Raw genomic sequence first — 20,244 nt, forward strand, 5'->3', positions numbered from 1 at the left:
GACAACTAAGCAGGCGAGGGAAACGGATGAAACAAGTCCGGCAAAGTACGGTAGAGCCGGTCTTTGGAAGCCTGGTTCATTATTACGGATTAAGCAAAATAAATGTTCTAGGAAAAGCCTCGGCACATAAGGTAATGCTAATGGCTGCGACCTGCTTCAATCTTAAAAAGTATCTCAAAACATTTAAAAGGAAATTGACAAATAGTGCAGCAGTAGAGACCGTTGCGCACTTAATCAGCGCATTTTTGAAGTCCTCGATTGCTTTTACCTTGAAATTTTGAGAATCTCACAAGTCAGATTTTAGAATTCCTCAAATTCATTTGTCAGGATAGTTCCGCAACGGCCACCACCGAATTTGCGAAACGCCCGTAGCGGTTACAAAATGAATCTTAAAGCAAGGTCAGGTAGTACCTGCATAGTAGATTAGAACTAACTGCCGGACGGATAGCTTTATCTTTGTGAATTGCTTCAAAGCAACTTTGTATTTTATTATCTTTAATACTTTCATTATAATAATTTGCAGATGATATACCGCTGCCCTTTTGGCAAATAAATTCAATTGCTGATGATCTGCCAAGAATATATTCCGCAACAACAACTGCAACCATTTGTGCAGAGCTATCAACTACGGCATTTTACTTTTGGTGACGGCAATTCCATTCCCTTCAAACCTTACGCTCCACGCCCGGAACAGACGCTGGCATTTTTTCCTCGGGGAAGTGAATCGGAAGAAAATCTGGTTACTAATACGATGACAAAGCGTCCACGCTCAGCCATCATCGGCCAATACTCACAGCGAACCAATCGTCACCTGAACGGTCCGGAATTCTGTGTACTTCTGGTTAATTTAAAGCCAGGCGTGCTCTATCGTTTGATAGGGATGCCATTTACAGAACTGACCAATACATTCATTGATGCAGAATATATTTTATCAAAAGAAATAAGAAGGGTCAACAAAAGACTTAGCAGTGCTGAGTCTGCTCAGGAGATGATTGATATTGTCGAAAAACTCTTATTAGGCCTGACTTCCAACATTGTAAGAGATGCCCATTCTATTGATGCTGTTACAAATCTTTTAATCCAGCGCCCAGAAGATTCCTCTGTGCTAGCGTTAGCCGAAACCAGCTGTTTTAGTCCCCGCCAGTTTGAACGTTTGTTCAAGGAGCGAATGGGGATCAGTCCCAAACTCTTCGCCCGAGTTGCCAGGATGACGAAAGCTTTTAGTTTGAAATATCACCATCCCGACCTCGATTGGTTTAGCATTGCCCTCTATTGTCACTACCATGATTATCAGCATTTGGCCAAAGATTTTAAAGATTTAGCAGGCGTTACACCAACAATCTATATGAATGAGGAAGACGACGCACCTGAACGTCGTTTTGGCTTGCAGGATTCATCGTTGACGACCAAACTTGTCGCATTTTTACCACCAGCCAAAGTTGTAAATGCCCCACATTTACAAAAAAGCTGGAAAGATGAAAACGTTAATCCCCTTACTCCTGGCACTTAGTATTTCACTTACTATTGTTCAGGCGCAAACCTGCAACACAGGATGGCTCGATCCCCGCGTAGCGCGCGCATTGAAAACGGTCCTGCGCGACTTACCTGGCTTTCCAACTGCTTCCGTGGAGAAAATACGGGACGTACGGATTCCTGTGACGCCATTTCCGCAAACGGATATGCAAATACTGAAAGTCACCACTGACAGTATTCCAATTCAAGTCTTTAATCCGTTGCATAAGACTGGTTTACCAATCATTATTTATTACCATCCTGGCGGTTTTGTAACACCTTTGTTGCCGTTTATGCAATATGAGTGCTGGCGGCAGGCGAAAGCTTTCAACGCTATCGTTGTGGCAGTTGACTATCGGATCGCCCCGGAATACCCCTTCCCTGCTGCCGTTGATGATTCTTATAATGCCTATAAATGGATAAGCGAACATGGCCAAACATTTGGCGGCGATACGGCGAAGATTATTGTCGAAGGATTAAGTGCCGGTGGAAACTTAGCAGCCGTGGTTTGCCAAAAGGCGCTGATCGATGGAATATCCGGGCATATAAAATTGCAGGTGCTCAATTGCCCATCCACAGACAATGCGCGGAACAATGCCCGCTACAATTCATTTCAGCAATACGCTTCCGGATATTTTCAAACAAAAGCATTCAGTGAATACACGATCCAGGCTTACGCACCGAAAGAAGATTTGAATAATCCGGAAATCGGACCTATTAACCGGCAAGATTTGCGCGGTTTACCACCGGCATTAGTACTCACGGCCGAGTTTGACCCGCTTCGAGATGAAGGGCAAAAATATGCGCAGCGTCTGCAAAGGGCCGGAGTTCAGGTTTGGACCCATTGCTTTCCAGGACAGATCCATTGTTTGTTAGGATTACCTAACAGCTCCGAAGAACTAAAGTTTGCTGATGAACTATTGTTGAGAGCCATACGGAGTGTGTTAAACCGGTGAGCTTTCGCAAACCAAAATCCAAAGCTCCTACATCAAATGACAACCGGAGTCTGGCCACCGTCCATCGTAATGTTTATACCGGTGATATAGCTGGCTTTATTGGAGGCCAGGAATACTACCAGCTCAGCGATATCCTCCGGCTGGGCCATCCTTCCAATCGGAATATTTTTGATTAGCTGTGTTTTCGCCTCCTCAATGGAGATTCCGCTGTGCCTGGCCTCGGCTGCCAATCCTTCATTAACCCGATCGGTTTCAGTGGATCCCGGACTTACTCCGATTATACGAACCCCTGAATTTGCATATGCACTGCCAAGCCCTGCCGTTGCCAACATTAAGGCTGCATTAGCCGCGCCGCCTGCCAGGTGGATCGGGTTTGCAACCTTGCCTCCGGCACCAATGATGTTAATGATTACTCCTTTTTTACGCGAAGCCATTAGCTTAACAACGGGATCCAGGATGTTGATTGTTGTAAAGTACTTTGCATCCATTGCCGCTCGCCATAATGCAGGAGTGAGATCCTCCGGCGACGTGCGTCTCGCTGCACCGGCAGAATTTACCAACACTTCTATTGGGCCGATCTCCCTTTCAATGCGTTCAACCAAAAATGCAGCATCCATTTCTTCGCTTAAATCAGCGGCAAATCCAGAAGCACCAGGAAGTTGTTCTAATGCACGATCAATATTTTCCTGGTTGCGCGCGCTAATTATCACTTGGGCACCATCTTCATAAAATTTTTTTGCGCAGGCAAGCCCAATCCCTTTTGAGCCACCCGTTATAAGGATCACTGGCGTTCTGACAATATTATGTACTATGGACATCCCCATGGATGTTTAATGACCAATTTATTTTAACAAACCTTTTGGCATTTCCGTAATTGGCTCCACTGTTAGGTCACGGTAAAATATTTCCGCACCCTCCGATTGAAGTTGAATCTGCCCTTTTGTCAAAGGCTCTTCCCGTCCGCCAACGACATGCCGTGTGTTATTCAGTACCATGTTTACCTTGCCATTGATAACATGCATGGCAGTTCCTCCCAAACAATATAGATCGATCGTATTCCATTCGCCGGATTTCAGCTCGTTATCAATACTTTTGAGGCAAGACCGACCTACTGGGGTTTTATCCTTAAACGTCACTATCGGCGCATCCATGCGGTATGCGTATATACCTTTTTCATTTTTCTCGGACTCAATGTTCGCCAACACATCTGATACGCCCCAATAATCGCCGCAATCACCTTCCTGAATTTGAAATTCAAACGATTCTTTCCAAAGAAAAGACGAACCGTAGTCGCCGACGCTGTGAAAAAGCAATCCGCTGTCACGCGGCTGGCTCAACTTGGGGGGCCATTTTTTCTTGCCCCATTTAAAATGTAAACGTAAATGGTAATTCTCAAATGTGTCTAAAGTGGTGATTGCCCCAAAAGTTTCGCCTGAAATGCGTATCGCAGGTTTTCCATCCTCTATAACCACCGAGAACACTTGGTTTGGATCTTTATTTAAACCGATTGGAGAGCCTTTTACGCGCTGACCGGCGTCGAGATAGGTCTCCCAGCCGGTCAGATCCTTGCCGTTGAAGAGAGTCTTTGAGGATTTAGTCTGAGCTTTTAGGCCACCGGCGACGAGCAGAAATAACATTACTGCGAATAACTTCATACAAGCGAAATTGAGAAATGGATTATGGGAATGCTCTGATTGAAACTGGCTTTTTGAGAACCATTGATGCATACGCCGGGTCGGTGGGTCCACAAAACGGCCATATCATCGGTGACAAAGATGCTTAGAAACTATGGTCAAGGTAATATGAAATTAGCTGGAACCCATCTGTTTAAATATTACAAACTGTTGATTTCAGGAGAGACTTCAATATTTTAATGCTGCTATTCTGATATTCTCGATTCCGGTTCCCTCTGACCTAAGCAGGATTTTTTCAACCTTCAGTTCCGGGCGAAAAGCGATCATGGTGCGCTGGCCAGCAATTTCAGTATCGATCAGTGAACCGCCAAACTTAGCGTCATACTTGACGATCATGCGAACGAGAAACGGCTTATCTGTATTTGTCAAATTTTCTATTGCATAATTGCGCGCACCACTTGGAGAGCCTCCCTCACGTAATGATTTTTCGACATTTGCGAAGTTTTGAAGTTGTCCCTTTCCATATTGTGCCTTCCCTGCCTTTGGCCTAATCTGTACTTCACAGGCATGGTTTTCGCCGTCAGCGCCCAGCAGAAGCGGCCCTATTTTTCCAGTTAAATCGGTGCCCGGTTCTACATCAAATGTTAAAAGGAATGAGGGAGCTCCGGTTGCAAAAGCGGAAGTCTCGTAAATTTCTTTCGCCAACAATCTTTCCTTTTCTGTCGCCGGGATAATTTCTTCCATCCATTTAGTCCCAATCCTGCCATCAGGGAATTGTATCATTTCATGGATCGTCAATGCTCCGCCCCATCCCGCCATAGGGATCCAGCCGGCCAAAAGGAAGCGGCCGTCCTTTATTTCTGTAACAGCTGGAACATTCATGCCATTGTAAAAATCCAGACCTGCCTTAACGCCATCCACAAATTGATCTTCGTCCGCACTTGCCGGCTTTGACCAAAACCCGGTGAAGCCCCCGATCACATAATCATAATTGCCCCAGCGAAAAAAGAATGTGCAGTCGCCTCCCGGCGGAAAGTTTGGATTTACAGATTTCCAACCGCCGTTAATGGATTTGGACTCCCAGGTTCCCTTTGCGCCGTAGTTCGCCAACATGCGCAGGCGTCCCTCGGGATCGGTGTAGACACTTGGGTTTTCGCAGGGATGAAATAAGATTTTAGTCTTTTTGAAATGGCTGATACCATCTTCGCTGACAGAATACGTGGATCCGGCCGGATAGCGTGGAATGGTGTCGTATCGGAAGGAGCCGGTTACTCCATGCTTATCGTAGAAATCCCATTGCAGGGGCAAAGAGGTTTGTTCTTTGGGATAAATCCGTGTGGTATGCAGGCCGTAGCTCAGCGAAAGTTTATTATTAAAAATAAACGGCGTACCGGTTCCGAATGTTTCCCATTGCTCCTCTATCGGGGTCGCGGCTTCATGTTCGGTCCAGGTTTTAAAGTCGGTTGTTGAAATGTGTTCGAAGTAATGGGCACCTTTTCCAAATTTGCTGGCGTGACCACGGCGATCAAACAAATAAAACAGATGATAGCGCCCCTGGTGATAAAAGGTAGCAACATCGCCCACCCAGGTATTATGCCCTTGGGGTGTCCAGTACTGAATCTCATTCGAAACCCGGGGTTTTTTCAGTACGATTTGCTGCGGCTCAATACCTGGGAAAAAAATCTCGGCTTTGGAAACAATTTCAGGGTCTATTTTCCAGGAGCTTTGCTTTCCCCATTTTGGATAGCCTAATGGAAAATCGTTGTCAAGAAGCTCATTGTCAACATACAATGCCCATCGAACACCGGAGAAATGAAGTATGATCTCATGTTCTCCTTCGAATTTTTCCAGCATTGCCAAAGGAATTCCAATAGGCATATCTTGCGGACCTTTCGGTTCGGTAGGCGAATGTAGCCGGAGCGCGGCTTCCAATACTGGAACAGAACCATCAGGCCTCGAAAAAACAGGATAATTTTGACGTTTCCGATCCTTCACATCGTGTTGGAAAGTCTTCACATTCAGCACTCCGGGAATGTCAAGAAGCGTCCTAGAGATAATGTCCGATTTGAAGGTGACCTTCATTTTAATAGTGAAACTGCTGCTATCGGAAGGTGCCTTGAACGTTCCGGCCGGTTTTTCCGCGGAAAGCGTACTCAGTGCTGAGCCCTGTGAAAAATGCCAGGGAGAAGAGCGCAATAAAATTTGTGCAGGTTGCCGTTTAACGGCACAGCCGGTTAAAAACAAGCTGCTGGTGATTGCCAGTGCGACCAGCAAATAATGCATTAGCTTTTTTTTCATCGAGTCACAATCTCAATTTCCCCACCAGTATTAAACAATTCATGCGGAACAAAATAACCTTTTATTTCCTTTCTATTCACTTTTACTGCTGTCAATGCTCTGCCACTTCCCGGCTTTTTAATTGTAATGACCTTCCCGTTACTGGTTCTCCATTTTACTTCGTCAAACAGCGGAACAGTTACCAGATACTCAGGATCGGTCGCAGAAAAAGGATATAAACCCAGCGCCGTAAATACATACCAGGCAGACATTTCGCCTGCATCATCCATCCCGCAAAGTGCCAGACCATTCTCCCCTATCCCATACAAATTATTGAGAATGTTATCGAGCTGCTTTTGCGATTTTTCAGGCTTGCCGATAAAGTGATAAGAAAACGGCGCCTCGTGATCTGGCTGGTTGCCGTGGCAATATTGGCCGACCATTGTTTCAATGTTCCGTGCAATGTGATTTGGATTCCAAGGAACGGTAAAAAGTGAATCCAGCTTGGATTCGAAACCTTTCGGGCCACCATACAATGCGATCAAGCCGGGCATATCGTGCGGTGCAAAGAATGAAACCTGCCACGCGTTTGCCTCGCGATACATGTATTCGTAATAAGGATATTGCGGGTCAAATGGCTTGATCCACTGTCCATTGGCCAATTTCCCGCGCATGAATCTGGTCGAGGGATCGAACATATTTTTATAATTTTTCGACCGCGCCATCAGCATTTTGTAGTTCGCCGAGTCGCCCAGGCTTTTGGCGATTTGCGCCACAGAATAGTCATCATAGGAATATTCCAGCGTTTTGGAAACGCCTGCCGCAGCTTTGGTCTCCACTTCCGGATTAGCAATGTCGGGATCGGGAATGAATCCCAATGCCTTGTACTCCTTAATGTAGGGTCGCGCTCCGCCTTCAACATTGGCGTTTTTTAGCAGGATTTCATATGTGACTTTTATATCAAAATCAGTGATTCCACGCAAGTAAGCCCCTGCAATGGACGATGCGCCGTGATCGCCGTGAAAGAATGTTGGAATAAAGCCCTTTTTATCGCCGACATCCTTCATCGATTTGATTACATCCAATGTAACTTTTGGCGAAATCAGTCCCAGCAGCACATCTTTATTACGGTAAGTGTCCCATAGTGAGGGTTCTGTATAATAATCGAAGCCTGTTCTCGCAACCTGCTTTTTGGAATCAGTAAACTCCCCATTCACGTCACTGCGCAATGCTGGCCAGAGAAACGACCGGTACAAACTGGAATAAAGCATTTGTTTTTGCTTATCCGTTCCACCTTTTACCTGGATCGAAGATAGCAGTGTCTCCCACTTGCCGGTGGCCTCGTTGCGGATCTGGTTAAATGTTTGTGTGCCAATTTCCTTTTCCAGATTTTCCTTTGCATTCGCAATACTTACAAACGAAATGCCGATTTTGAGCTCGACTGGCGCTTTCCCATCTACCAAATGAATGATCGCATAACCGGTCTTGGCACCCTCCTCTTTTTCTTCCAGCCTTTCAATGTTCGTATTCAGGCTTGCATAAAAGTAAATTTTCTCGCCTGTTTGCTGATAACCTTGCACTAAATTGTCACCGACCTTTTCAATGTTCCAGTTTGAGATTTTGTTATTGGCTTTGGCCAGATCAAAAAGAATTTGCCTATCCTTCGCGTTTTTGTATTCATACTGATGAAATCCAGCACGCAATGTAGAAGTCAGCTTTACATTCACCTGATAATCATCCAGATAAACCTGATAAAACCCCGGCGAGGCGCTTTCCTTTTTGTGACTAAACCGCGAACCGAACTTTGAACCGGGATTCGACAACGGCAAAACCGGAATGTTGCAAAGGTTCCAATGTCCCTTATTGGTGTGCGTAAAAGCGAGTATCAATGAATCTTCATATTCGTAACCCGCGCCCGAGCCATATTCCGTCATCGGGCTCAGCTGCACCATGGCATTGGGCAGCGAACTGCCCGGAAACGTCAACCCGGCCCAAGACCGCCAGCCTTCCGGCAGTTTATAACCCAATATTTTGGGGTCGGTCAAAGGAGCGGTGCCAATGAATGTGTTTACATATTTGGTATAGACTTCTTTGGTTTGCGCCTGAATGTTGTTGCAGGCTGCCAGCATGATGATTGCAATCGGAAAAATCGTCCTCAGTAGTTTATTAGTCATTGCGGATTGTGTTTTTGGCTTTCTTTTTTGTGAGTTAATTATTTGTCAGTGGTGTATTTAAATCCGTTTTTGAGTCAGCATTTTGCCGTAGCGACTGCATAAATTGCAATGGCGATTTTCCATATTCCTTTTTGAAAATTTTGGAAAAACTCGAACTGCTTTGCAAGCCAATTCTTTCCACAACTTTGCTTAATGGAATGTCCTCGTGCGTCATGATCTGGATCGCCTTTTTAAGCCGAACAGTCCGGATGAAATCACCAACCGATTGATCGGTAATGCTTTTAATCTTTTGATAAAGCTTGGTGCGACTGATATACAGATGCTTGCATAAAAAGTCAACATCCAGCTCGGGATCTTCAATGTTGTCTTCTATGAGGATCAGAAGTGTTTGAAAAAAGGACTTGTCCTTTTCGGAATGCACGAGCTCGGTAGCCTCTGCGAGATAATTATTCGTAAATCTTGCTTTCAGTTTAGCGCTCTGCTCAAAAATATTGTGGACCGTAAGCAGCAGCAGATCAATGCTCAGCGGCTTGGCAAAATAATAGTCAGCTCCCGATTCCATTCCCTTGATCTTGGTAGCCAGCGCATCTTTTGCAGACAGAATGATGAATGGAATGTGACTGGTTTCAAACCGTTCTTTCACTGCTTTACAAAGCTCGATCCCGTTCATGACGGGCATCATGACATCACTGATGATCAGGTCAGGCACTTTTTCAATGGCAATTTCCAGCGCCGTCTTACCGTCTTCGGCCTGGTATATGAAGTAGTTTTTCTCAAATGCCTGCCTGAGGAAAGTGCCCAGCTCTTCATTGTCATCCACGATCAGAATGCGCTTATTAGCAGACGATTGCACCGAATTTCGTTCGTTGCTTGCTTCGGTCATCGGCGTTAAAACAGAATGATCAACAGTTTCCAGACGCACTTCCGGCCCGGTTTCCGAAGTTGCTTTTTCCGCTTCACTGTAGTTTTCATCGCCCAACGGAATTCCAATGATGATCTCCGTCCCTTTGTTGCGTTCGCTGTAAACGTAAATGTCGCCTTTATGTAATTGGGTGAGGCTTTTCACCAATGCCAACCCGATGCCCGAACCAAGATGGTCGCGGCTGATACGGTAATAACGATCAAAAATGTGGGTAATCGTTTCACTTGAAATGCCGATTCCTGAGTCCGCGACACGGAAATACAAGTATTTCTCAGCGCGGTGCGATTCGTTCAGCAGTTCAAAGCCAGCATCGAATGAGGGTTTAAAATGCCGGATGTCCGTAAAAATCTCAAAACAAACCTGTCCTCCCCGCTCGGTGTATTTGAATGAATTGTTCAAAAGGTTAAGGAGTATTTTTTCGATAATATGTACATCAAAAAGGCCTGCAAGTGGCGAGTCTGCCTGGTTTTCAGTATGATCAATAAATTGAAGGTCAATGTCTTTACTATCCGCTACGTTCTCAAACTCGGTGATCAGGTCCCGGCAAAACGGATTGATTTTTAACCGCTGTACCTGTAATTTGATCATGCTGTCGGCTACCTTACGGAAATTCATCAGCTCGCTGATCAGGTTGAACAACCTTTTCGCATTGCGCAGCATCAGTTGGTACGAATTATCCAGGACGGCACTTTGGTTCTGGCTGATCAGGTTTTCCAATGGCCCCAAAATCAGCGTTAACGGAGTCCGGAACTCGTGCGAAATGTTGGTGAAAAACGCAAGCTGCTGCTGGTAAAGTGCTTCGCGCTGCGTGTGGATTTCCTCCCGTTTCTTTTCATTGACCCGACGCACCTCCATTTCCCTTTTCAAGCGATACCATCTTGCCTGGTAAATGTAAATTCCCGAAATGGCGGACAAAATCAGCAATGCGTAAACAAATTTTGCAAGATCCGATTTCCACCAGGGCGGCGTAACCACAATTGCGATTTTGGCGCGGTTTTTACTCCAAATCCCATCATTATTAGTTGCCTCTACAATCAGCCTGTAACCCTTATAATCCAGGTTGCTATATGCCGCGGCCGGTCTTTTGCCATCGGTATAATTCCAATCTTCGTCGAAACCGATGAGTTTGTACCTGTATTGACATTTCATCGGATTGGCAAAATGCATGGCGGAAAAGGCAATCACGAAATTGTTTTGCAAATAATTAAGTCTTAATTCATTACCATAACCTATCGCCCCATTGAGCGCATTTTGCAAAGAATCACCAGCGGCGTAAACCGGCCGTTTATTATTAATCAGAATATCGGTCAGGATCGGCTTTGCCCCGATGCCATTAGCCTTGATCTGTTGGGGATAGAAGTAATTCAGACCATTAATACCGCCAAAATAAAGCCTTCCGTCCGCTCCTTTGTACGAAGCCCTGATTTTAAAACTGTTGCCTTGTAAACCGTCATTTTTATCATACCTGATCACTTTTCCACTTGCAAGGTCCAGCCGTTCCAGTCCATCGCCACCCATCCAAATATTTCCTGCGCCATCAGTTTCAATGCTTTCAACATCATAAAAAATGCCGTATCCAGCCCCGTAGGAGCGGAATGTATGAGCATTATCTCTTGCACTCAGCGAAAACCGGTTCAGCGCGCCTCCGATTGTACCAACCCAGTAAGTGCTGTCGTTCTGGCGGCTGATTGCTGTAATGTAATCAGAACTTAGGGCGCCACGCTTTGCAGATACTTTGTAGTAAAACGCCTTGGTGATGTTTCCTTCTTTATCAATCAATAATTGCTTCAAACCCTGGCGACTGGAAACCAATAATTGGGGCTTGGTTTGATCCGGCAGAATGAAGTGCCCCTCCGCATACATTTTAACGCAATACCGGCCAGACCCATCTTTCCATATCACGCCCAATTTGTCCAGATTACCAAACCAGATATTGCCAAAGCAATCTCTGGCAAGCGTAGTGATATTCATCCGGGGAAATTGATCGTATCCCAATGGCTTCCAAAGTGTCTTCTTGTCGGGCTTTAATATGTCGATCCCCGCATTGCTGCCGATCCAGAGATTATGGTCATTATCAAAAGTGAGCGCGGTAACCTCGTCATGTTTCAATTTGACGGGTGTGTTGTAGGTGTTGTAAAAGGAAAATCGCTGCGTTTTCAAATTGTATAAATTCAGCCCGTTCGCGTTTGTCCCGATCCAAAGGTTATCCCCATCTTCCAGTACCGATCGTATGTGGTTTCCACTCAATGAGTTAACCTGCCCTGGAACATGCTGAATGGTATAAAAAAGCTTTTGATTCAAATCGCAATAATTAACGCCGCCACCCGAAGTCCCCACCCAAAGACAATTTGAACGATCAATGAAAGAGCTGAGCGAAGTGCTGGAATTCAGGCTGTTAGGAGCACTTTTTTCATGGATTGTCTGAACGAAATTCAGCTGGTGGTCGAGCCTTGTCAGGCCGCTGCGCGTGTTGATCCAGTAGTCACCATTCTTGGCAACTGAAATTTGGTGCACTATACTGGCTCCCTGAACTGCCACCTGCTTATCTACAAAAAGATCGCCTTGCTTTCCTATATTTCCCAATTGTTTTTGCCGCACGACAAATACATTGTTTGCGGCAGCCACGAGTAAATTGTTTTGATCGTCAAAAAACACGCCTGATAAATCCCTGTCCGGCAAACCATTTATAGGAACCTGCACAATTTTTCGCTGTCCATCCAGTCGCCAAACTCCCTTATCACTTGCGAAGTAAACGATTCCCTTCCGATCAGGTTTCATATCAAAAAACCGCACACCATCTGGCAAACTGACCTTTTGCTCTTCCAGGCGATTACCATTTATCTTAAAAACTTTAAATGTGTAATTCAGATAACCGTAAATCAGATCACCCGCAGGTTTGAAAAAATTCCAGAACACGGGGGTTAACGTGTTCTTACCCATGCTGAAATCTGTGAATGTTTCGGTCTTAGGGTTAAAACATTGTAAGCCGCCTTCTGTACTAAGCCAGATTTTGCCATCATCACCCGGAAAAAGCTTGATGACACGGTTCTTGAAAGCATTATTGAGCGGCACATTGCTGTTGTAAAACTTTCTGATGGCGTATCCGTCATAGCGGTCCAAACCAAAATTTGTGGCCAGCCAAATGTAACCTTTATCATCCTGCACAATGTCGTTTACATCCGTATGCGACAGGCCCTCGTCCACAGTCAGGTAATTGAATTTATAAGGAAACGGCTGACAAAACGCAACGCCGACAGTTGAAATGCTGACAAAAATCAGCATCAAAAACAGCCGCGCCATTTTTATCATTCGTGTTTTTATACAATCATTTACCACCTGAATCATATTCGATAAGCAAAAATCATGTTAATACCTGACTGCTTCAAGAGCAAGATCATTAAATGTACGGCAAGCCAAAAGATATGCACCCGGCGACAAATTTATCTTCGTCTTTGGCTTAGGGAATATTCTCCCGCACTAAGCAAATATGTACGCCTGGCAAAATAAAATGGACATCTGCGTAATTCTTCAAACCATTAAAAGCCAGTAATTTGTAATATCTGCCGAAGCAACTAGACAAAATCAAGGTTAAAAAAATGTCCCAAGTACTCGCGGCTACCAATTTTGCCACAACAAATGGATAACTTTTAATCACCTAACCAGAGGTAATGACAGTCGTCTCCAGCACCTACCCCGAAACGTTGTCTGAAATAAAAGTGAACATCCATCAAAGCACTTTGAGATCAGAATTGGCAGCCAATGCAGAAATGATTCTGCTATATTGGACCATCGGCAAAACAATCCTTGATCAGCAAAAAGTGGCAGGAAGGGGCGCCAAAGTCATCGAGCACCTGGCGGACGATCTCCGGAGAGCGTTTCCGGGAATGAAAGGCTTGTCTCTACGCAACTTAAAATATATGCGGCAGTTTTCAGCAGCCTATCCTGATCCCGGTTTTGTAAGAAAAACACTTACCCAAATCACCTGGTATCACCATGTTACGCTGCTCAGCAAGATCACCAATCCGGATCAGCGAAATTTGTTTATAAAGCTGTCATCGAAAAACAGATGGTCGAGAAACGCAATGCTTACTTACATAAGAAGTACTGTTTCAGATCATCACTAACATTAGTACTACCAAACTAACCAAGACTATCTCCTAAATCCCTTTTTCGTATATGAATTCATTTAACATCAACCGGCGCCGCTTCATTCAGGGCGCAACTGCATCACTTGCGATGTCAACCCTCAGTGCCAACGGAATGGACGAATTTCGTGCTGATGAACCCCTGCGCGTTGCCTTGATTGGAACCGGGTGGTATGGAAAAAGCGATTTGTTTCGCCTGATTCAGGTTGCGCCTGTCGAAGTGATTGCACTTTGCGATGTGGACAAAAACCAGCTTGACGCCGCCGCCAGGCTGGTCAGCACCCGTCAAAAATCTGGAAAAACGCCAAAGCTTTATTCAGATTACAAGAAACTGCTTTCAGAAAATAAACTGGATATCGTCTTGATCGGGTCGCCTGATCACTGGCATGCCTTGATGGCCATTCAAGCTGTAAAGTCCGGCGCGCATGTATATGTTCAAAAACCGATCAGCGTGGATGTGCTCGAAGGTGAAGCAATGGTGGCTGCCGCCCGCAAGTATAACAAAGTAGTGCAGGTGGGAACGCAGCGAAAAAGTACTCCGCATTTGATTGAAGCAAAGAAAAATATCATTGATAAAGGGCTGCTTGGCAAGATCTCACACGTAGAAATGTGCTGTTACATTCACATGCGCGCCAATGGAAACCCACCTGTGAGCGCCGTTCCCGATTATCTGGATTACGAAATGTGGACGGGCCCCGCTCCTCTCCGACCGTATGATGGAATTCCGCATCTACGCTGGTGGCGCACATTTAATGAATATGGCAATGGAATCGTGGGCGATATGTGCATTCATATGTTTGATACCGTTCGCTGGATGCTGCAATTGGGCTGGCCTACCAAAATCTCTTCACAGGGAGGTATTTATGTTCAAAAAGAAGGCAAATCCAACATTAGTGATACGCAATCCGCTGTATTTGAGTACCCGGAACTTAACTGTGTCTGGCAGCACCGCACCTGGGGAGGCGCCAATAACCCCGAATATCCCTGGTCATTTACGCTTTATGGAGATAAAGGCACACTTTGGGCGAGCACGATGAAGTACGATTTCACTCCTCAGGAAAAGGACGGACAGAAAATCCATAAAGATGTGATTTATGAAAGAGAAAAGTATCCGGAAGATCTTACAGAAGCGAGTATTGAATTGAATGCAGCACCGGCAACACGGCTTCACATGTTAGATTTCTTATCGGCAATCAAAAACGGCACGCGTCCGGTCGCCGACATTGAGCAGGGCCATATTTCAACGGCGAGTTGCTTGTTAGCCAACATTTCCATGCAAACCGGCAGGCCCATCGTGTATGATCCTGTAAAGCGCCAGATCGTGGGTGACGCAGAAGCAAATGGTTTGCTGGCACGGCCCTACCGCAGCCCATGGGTTCACCCTGATTATAAAAATGTCTAAATCTTCATGCTAAAATGGAAATGAGCACATTGAAAACGGTGCCGTTATTGGGAAGGCATGCATTTGAGTATGTAAAGGTTGGTCAAGCGGACATCCTCAAAAATTTGTCCTTCAAAAGGTTTTACCTGATGGTCAGGCAGGATTTTCCCTGGAAAGCCACCATTGTTCTGGACTTAACAAACAACATAAGTGCTAAAAACCCCGATGCTTTTGCCGAGTACACCTATTACCTGGGAACCATGAAGGCGCTATCGGAAATATCCATTACAGATAAAAATGCCTTTTCCCACCTGAATGCAAAGTGGTTGTCGGAACTCGGAAGGCAACCCGACCGGTTGCGCATTATTTATGATAAGGATCAGGATTTCATTGAATATTCCGTACAGGTTTCCCTGATGGAAAAAGAGAAGATCATTATCCAGATTAAGTAGTCCTTTGCCACAAAACTGAGATCTGCTACAATTAAAATTGATTAGTTAGTAACCCATAATCTATGAATTTGATCCATAAAACTGTTATATGTATTATAATGCTTTCGACGCTGTCGACCCGGCTTCATGCACAGGACAAGCCATTTGAGCTGGCGTCCCCGAATGGAGGTTTAAAAATCTCGATCAGCCTAAGCGACAAAATTTATTACTCAATTGCCGGTAATAATCAGGAATTGCTATCCAAAAATTCGCTGTCCCTAACATTAAAAGAGGAGGTCCTTGGCCAAAACCCTAAATTGATCTCTTTCAAAAAAACGAAAGGCGATGAGATTATCAAGCCCTACATCTCGCTGAAATATTCCTCTGTCAAAAACAATTACAACAGGTTGTTGTTGACATTCAAAGGGAATTTCGCAGTGGAGTTTCGCGCTTTCGATGATGGCATCGCCTATCGTTTTATTACCAGCAAAAAAGGCGATATTGAAGTAATGAGCGAGCAGTTTGCCATTAACTTTCCCGACAATTACCTGCTTCATGTGCAGCAAAATAACGGCTTCAAAACTGCTTACGAAGAGCCCTATCAGCACATTGAGTCCCTTAACTGGAAGCCTGCCGACAAAATGGCGAACCTGCCGCTTTTAATTGACACTAAAAAGCAATACAAGACCCTGATCAGTGAATCGGACTTGTCCGACTATCCTGCCCTTTTCCTAAAAGGCACAGGGAATAATGGTATGGAAGGCGCATTCCCAAAAGTGCCACTTGAATTTACCCCTGACGGTGACCGAAGCTTAAAAATTGTTAAGTCAGCAAACTATATCGCTAAAACTTCGGGATCTAGGAATTTTCCGTGGCGCTATTTCATCATCACCTCTGACGACAAGCAGCTGATGGAAAACACGATGACATTAAAGCTGGCGGCGAAAAGTGAGATCGCCGATCCAAGCTGGGTCAAGCCCGGGCAAGCTAGTTGGGAGTGGTGGAACGATGCTACGCCTTATGGGCCGGATGTCAATTTCATCTCGGGCTATAACCTGGACACCTATAAATATTACATAGACTTTGCCGCCAGATTCGGCATCAAATACATCGTAATGGATGAAGGCTGGGCTAAAAATACCACGGATCCATACACGCCAAACCCAAAGGTGGATGTCAAAGAGCTGATCCGTTACGGCAAAACCAAGAACGTTGATATCATTCTCTGGCTGACCTGGCTGACTGTACACAATAACATGGGTTTGTTTAAAACCTTCAATGAATGGGGTGTAAAAGGAGTTAAGATCGATTTCATGGACCGTAGTGATCAGTGGATGGTCAATTACTATGAAAACGTATTAAAAGAGGCTGCTAAGAATCAAGTGTTTGTCGACTTTCACGGCTCCTTCAAGCCTGCAGGTTTGGAATACAAATACCCTAACCTGATCTCTTATGAAGGTGTGCGGGGAATGGAACAAATGGGCGGCTGCACACCGGACAACAGCATTTATCTTCCCTTTATGCGTAATGCCGTCGGCCCGATGGACTTTACGCCGGGAGCGATGCTCATTATGCAGCCGGAAGTAAACCGGGGAATGCGCCCAAATGCAACGGGCATTGGCACAAGGGCTTACCAACTTGCCTTATATGTTGTCTTTGAAAGTGGTGTGCAAATGCTGGCCGATAATCCAACTCTTTATTACCGCAATCAGGATTGTACCGAGTTCATCACCAGTGTTCCGACCACCTGGGATGAAACGAAAGCACTTGCCGCTACGGTAGGCCAAGTAGCCGTTGTGGCAAAGCGCAAAGGTGCGCAATGGTTTATAGGTGGCATCACCAACGGTAAAGAAACAGAGCGGAATGTCGAGCTGAACTTTGATTTTCTTGAAAAAGGTAAGACTTATACGATGACTTACTTTGAGGATGGAATCAATGCCGGCAAGCAGGCAATGGATTACCGCAAAAAATCCATTCAGGTAAAAGCTGGCGAGAAAATAAATATCAAGATGGTCCGCAATGGTGGGTGGGCAGCGGTGCTGAACTAAGGTCACTTCTTATGATTCATAATTATGAAAAGATTCTATTTCCTATTCCCTTTATTATTTTCTTGTTTTTTCTCCTTTGCACAGAATGGTGCAAAGGAGAATTCAGCTTTTCCCCTTGCCGTTGATGAGCAGCATTCCTTGATGGCGGCCTGGGAAAAGAAACCAGTTTTGGATTCGAAGCTAGTTGATGATATGGAAACCCAAGGCAAATGGAAGGTAACCAGTATCGGACAGATGAGCTATACGAAGGACCGCGCCAAAGATGGCAAACAGTCACTCAGGTTCAGTACTTCCATGCGCGATACGGCGTATCTGGCGCTTCCGGGCAATAAAAACAAGTGGGGTTCTCAGTTTTTCAACATTTCGGGCCAGGCTGGCGCGGCATCTGTACAGCTTCCATTTGAAACGCCACAGGATTGGTCAAAATATAACCGGATATCTTTTTGGGTATATGTGCATCCTACTTCGCTTCCAAGACATAATATCAATTTGAGGATCAGCAACGAGGGCACGGTTTCGACAATATTAAGCTCAGCAAGAAGTCATTATGCCAACGATCTGAAACCTGGGATGTGGAACCATGTTATTTTTGAAATGCCCCATTTGGAGCGCGACAAAGTAACCCAGTTCGCCGTAACACGTGAGCTGACAGGCAACAATCCCGGGGAAGATGAGATCGTCACTTACGATATCGACAACTTGGAAATACAGAAGGTGGAAACCGACCAATACGAGGGGTGGAATGTTGCGCCAGGTAAATTCACATTCAGCCATATAGGCTACCGGCCCAATGATGCAAAAATTGCCATGATCGGCGTCGGTGGTGACAAATTTGAGTTGATCGATCCGCAAAACAAGGTTGTTTTTTCAGGTAATGTCAAAGCGATCACCGGCAAAAACGGCGCATTTAACCAGTTAGATTTTACTGACTTTAAAACCTCAGGCATTTATCGCATTCGGTGTGGATCACAAACTTCGAACCCTTTTCCAATAAATGACAATGTTTGGCTTGGGCCAATTACGAAAGGTTTAAACTTCTATTTCTGTGAACGCTGCGGTTATGAGGTACCCGGCCTTCATAAAGCTTGTCACATGGATTGGCAGGGCTTCCGCGGGGATGTCAAGAAAGTGATCAATGGCGGATATCATGATGCGGGTGATCTTTCGCAAGGAATCTGGCGAACTTCCATGGCGACTTATGCGATGCTCAACAACCTGGATGTATTGCAGGAGCGTAATGATCAATCAGATCTGCCTGAGAAACTGCAATCCGAAATAGTCTGGGGCTTGCAATATCTGCTCAAAACGCGTTTTGGCGATGGCTACCATATTCACTGGTGCCGCATGCGCATGTTTACCGACAACCTCATCGGTACTGTTGACGATGTTTTGATCCCGGCAGAGAACCTGGCTTGGGAGAATTTCCTCGCTGCTGCCGTAGAAAGCAAGGCCGCCAAAGTTTTTGAGAAATCGGATCCCAATCTTGCCCGCCAGTTACGTGCCGCAGCGATTGATGACTGGCAAGCTGGTGTGGCTTCAAGACAAAATTGGGAAGAGGCTACTTATGAAGAAACATCGTGGGGCGCAACTTCGTCATTGCTACTTGCCAAACTTACCGGTGAAGAAAAGTACAGAAAACAAGCTGCTGAATTTGGCAACCTGATCATCAAATGCCAGGAGCAAAGTTTTGTCCAGGGTATTCCTATCACCGGTTATTTCTATTCAAACACCCAGCACCAGCAGGTCATACACAACAAGCACTCCGCATTTGAAGAGGCCGCAATGATCGCATTGGCAATGCTATGTAAGGATTTGCCTGAAAACCAGAATTGGATACATTGGTATAGCTCGGCGGTTTTATACAGTGAGTATTTTATGAAACGCGGCAGCAAAATATCGGCGCCTTACAACCTGCTACCCAATTCGGTATGGACAAAAGCCGAGGTAATGGAGGACAAAGATGAAAAACGGCTTCCTATGCTTTTGAAACAATTTAATGAAGGTACCAGGCTGAATGACGAGTACGTGTTGCGCACATTCCCTATCTGGAATGATAACTTGTTTCATGGAAACACCAATATCCAGCTATCCGGCGCGTGGGCATTGGCGGAGGCATCAAAACTGCGAAAAGATCCGGAGGGAATGAAGCTGGTCGGAAAGCAATTGGAATGGGTAATGGGTGCTAATCCATTCGGACAAAGCCTGATGTATGGTTCTGGCTATGATTTCCCGCCACAATTTGCCTATTGTTTGAAAGACATTGTGGGTTCGCTGCCGGTGGGTATGGACAGCCGGGCGGGCGACATGCCGTACTGGCCGGCCACCAACAGCGCGACGTACAAAGAAATGTGGATGGAGCCGGTAAGTAGATTTATGGGTGCCGTGTCTGTTTATTCCTCAGAGGACCAATTGGTTATCCCAGAGCAGAATTCAGCTGAAAATGTACAATTAGCCACCGAAACAGTCCAGTCGGCCAATGGAGATGTGACGGTTACAATGACGATTAAGGGAACTGGCAAACATCAAATTGACATAAAAGCTTTTAATACTAAGGCGAATTTTGAAAGTAAGCCAATTAGCCTGTCTGCGGGCAAACCAGAAAAAATACAGCTAATGCTCAAAGTCGCCGACAAGGCAATACCCTACGTTGCGGTCATTTCTGTTGACCAAAATCCTGCTTTGCGTAACGAAATCGTAGGAGCTTACAGTGATGATTCAATATTATCGAAGAAATAGAAACTGCATATTGTTTGTCTGTTCAAAT

13 protein-coding genes are annotated in these 20,244 nt (G+C 45.3%); 8 read left to right on the plus strand and 5 right to left on the minus strand.

Annotated features, from left to right (window positions below; all coding sequences use genetic code 11):
• The 3 genes from B5X68_RS28065 to B5X68_RS28075 all read left to right on the plus strand — a co-directional run.
• A partial coding sequence (locus tag B5X68_RS28065; RefSeq protein ID WP_229208602.1) for a transposase occupies window positions 1–281 on the plus strand: 281 nt, incomplete at its 5' end.
• Window positions 282–565: 284 nt separating this feature from the next.
• Entirely contained in the window at window positions 566–1,510 is a 945-nt protein-coding gene (locus B5X68_RS28070; protein WP_082218095.1) for a helix-turn-helix domain-containing protein, read from the plus strand.
• Window positions 1,476–2,468, plus strand: coding sequence for an alpha/beta hydrolase (locus tag B5X68_RS28075; protein WP_170916759.1), 993 nt, complete (start codon window positions 1,476–1,478; stop codon window positions 2,466–2,468). The genes B5X68_RS28070 and B5X68_RS28075 overlap by 35 nt, the downstream gene beginning before the upstream one ends.
• Before the next feature lie 32 nt (window positions 2,469–2,500).
• On the opposite strand, the gene B5X68_RS28080 is transcribed toward B5X68_RS28075, so the two are convergent.
• From B5X68_RS28080 to B5X68_RS28100, 5 genes are all read right to left on the minus strand, one after another.
• Window positions 2,501–3,286, minus strand: coding sequence for an SDR family oxidoreductase (locus tag B5X68_RS28080; protein WP_141110450.1), 786 nt, complete (start codon window positions 3,284–3,286; stop codon window positions 2,501–2,503).
• Between the two features lie 24 nt (window positions 3,287–3,310).
• Window positions 3,311–4,123, minus strand: a complete 813-nt coding sequence (locus B5X68_RS28085) for a 3-keto-disaccharide hydrolase (protein WP_082218098.1) — start codon at window positions 4,121–4,123, stop codon at window positions 3,311–3,313.
• Window positions 4,124–4,330: 207 nt separating this feature from the next.
• Window positions 4,331–6,400, minus strand: a complete 2,070-nt coding sequence (locus tag B5X68_RS28090; protein WP_082218099.1) for a glycoside hydrolase family protein — start codon at window positions 6,398–6,400, stop codon at window positions 4,331–4,333.
• Window positions 6,397–8,553 carry a GH92 family glycosyl hydrolase gene (locus B5X68_RS28095; protein ID WP_082218100.1) on the minus strand — a complete coding sequence of 719 codons (2,157 nt, stop codon included), beginning with the start codon at window positions 8,551–8,553 and terminating at the stop codon, window positions 6,397–6,399. The genes B5X68_RS28090 and B5X68_RS28095 overlap by 4 nt, the downstream gene beginning before the upstream one ends.
• Before the next feature lie 34 nt (window positions 8,554–8,587).
• Window positions 8,588–12,775, minus strand: coding sequence for a hybrid sensor histidine kinase/response regulator transcription factor (locus B5X68_RS28100; protein ID WP_170916760.1), 4,188 nt, complete (start codon window positions 12,773–12,775; stop codon window positions 8,588–8,590).
• 368 nt (window positions 12,776–13,143) lie between these two features.
• On the opposite strand from B5X68_RS28100, the gene B5X68_RS28105 reads away from it, so the two are divergent.
• The 5 genes from B5X68_RS28105 (at window position 13,144) to B5X68_RS28125 (ending at window position 20,216) form a co-directional block, all read left to right on the plus strand.
• Window positions 13,144–13,599, plus strand: coding sequence for a DUF1016 N-terminal domain-containing protein (locus tag B5X68_RS28105; protein ID WP_082218102.1), 456 nt, complete (start codon window positions 13,144–13,146; stop codon window positions 13,597–13,599).
• 52 nt (window positions 13,600–13,651) lie between these two features.
• Window positions 13,652–15,022, plus strand: a complete 1,371-nt coding sequence (locus B5X68_RS28110; protein ID WP_082218103.1) for a Gfo/Idh/MocA family protein — start codon at window positions 13,652–13,654, stop codon at window positions 15,020–15,022.
• 14 nt (window positions 15,023–15,036) lie between these two features.
• A complete protein-coding gene (locus B5X68_RS28115) occupies window positions 15,037–15,453 on the plus strand; it encodes a hypothetical protein (RefSeq protein WP_082218104.1) in 417 nt (138 codons plus the stop codon).
• 98 nt (window positions 15,454–15,551) lie between these two features.
• Window positions 15,552–17,480, plus strand: coding sequence for a glycoside hydrolase family 97 protein (locus B5X68_RS28120; protein ID WP_082218105.1), 1,929 nt, complete (start codon window positions 15,552–15,554; stop codon window positions 17,478–17,480).
• A 24-nt stretch (window positions 17,481–17,504) separates the two neighbouring features.
• Window positions 17,505–20,216, plus strand: coding sequence for a glycoside hydrolase family 9 protein (locus tag B5X68_RS28125; RefSeq protein ID WP_082218106.1), 2,712 nt, complete (start codon window positions 17,505–17,507; stop codon window positions 20,214–20,216).
• Window positions 20,217–20,244: the final 28 nt, after the last annotated feature.

Origin of the sequence: Dyadobacter psychrophilus (assembly GCF_900167945.1) — a bacterium.
Taxonomy (GTDB): domain Bacteria; phylum Bacteroidota; class Bacteroidia; order Cytophagales; family Spirosomataceae; genus Dyadobacter; species Dyadobacter psychrophilus.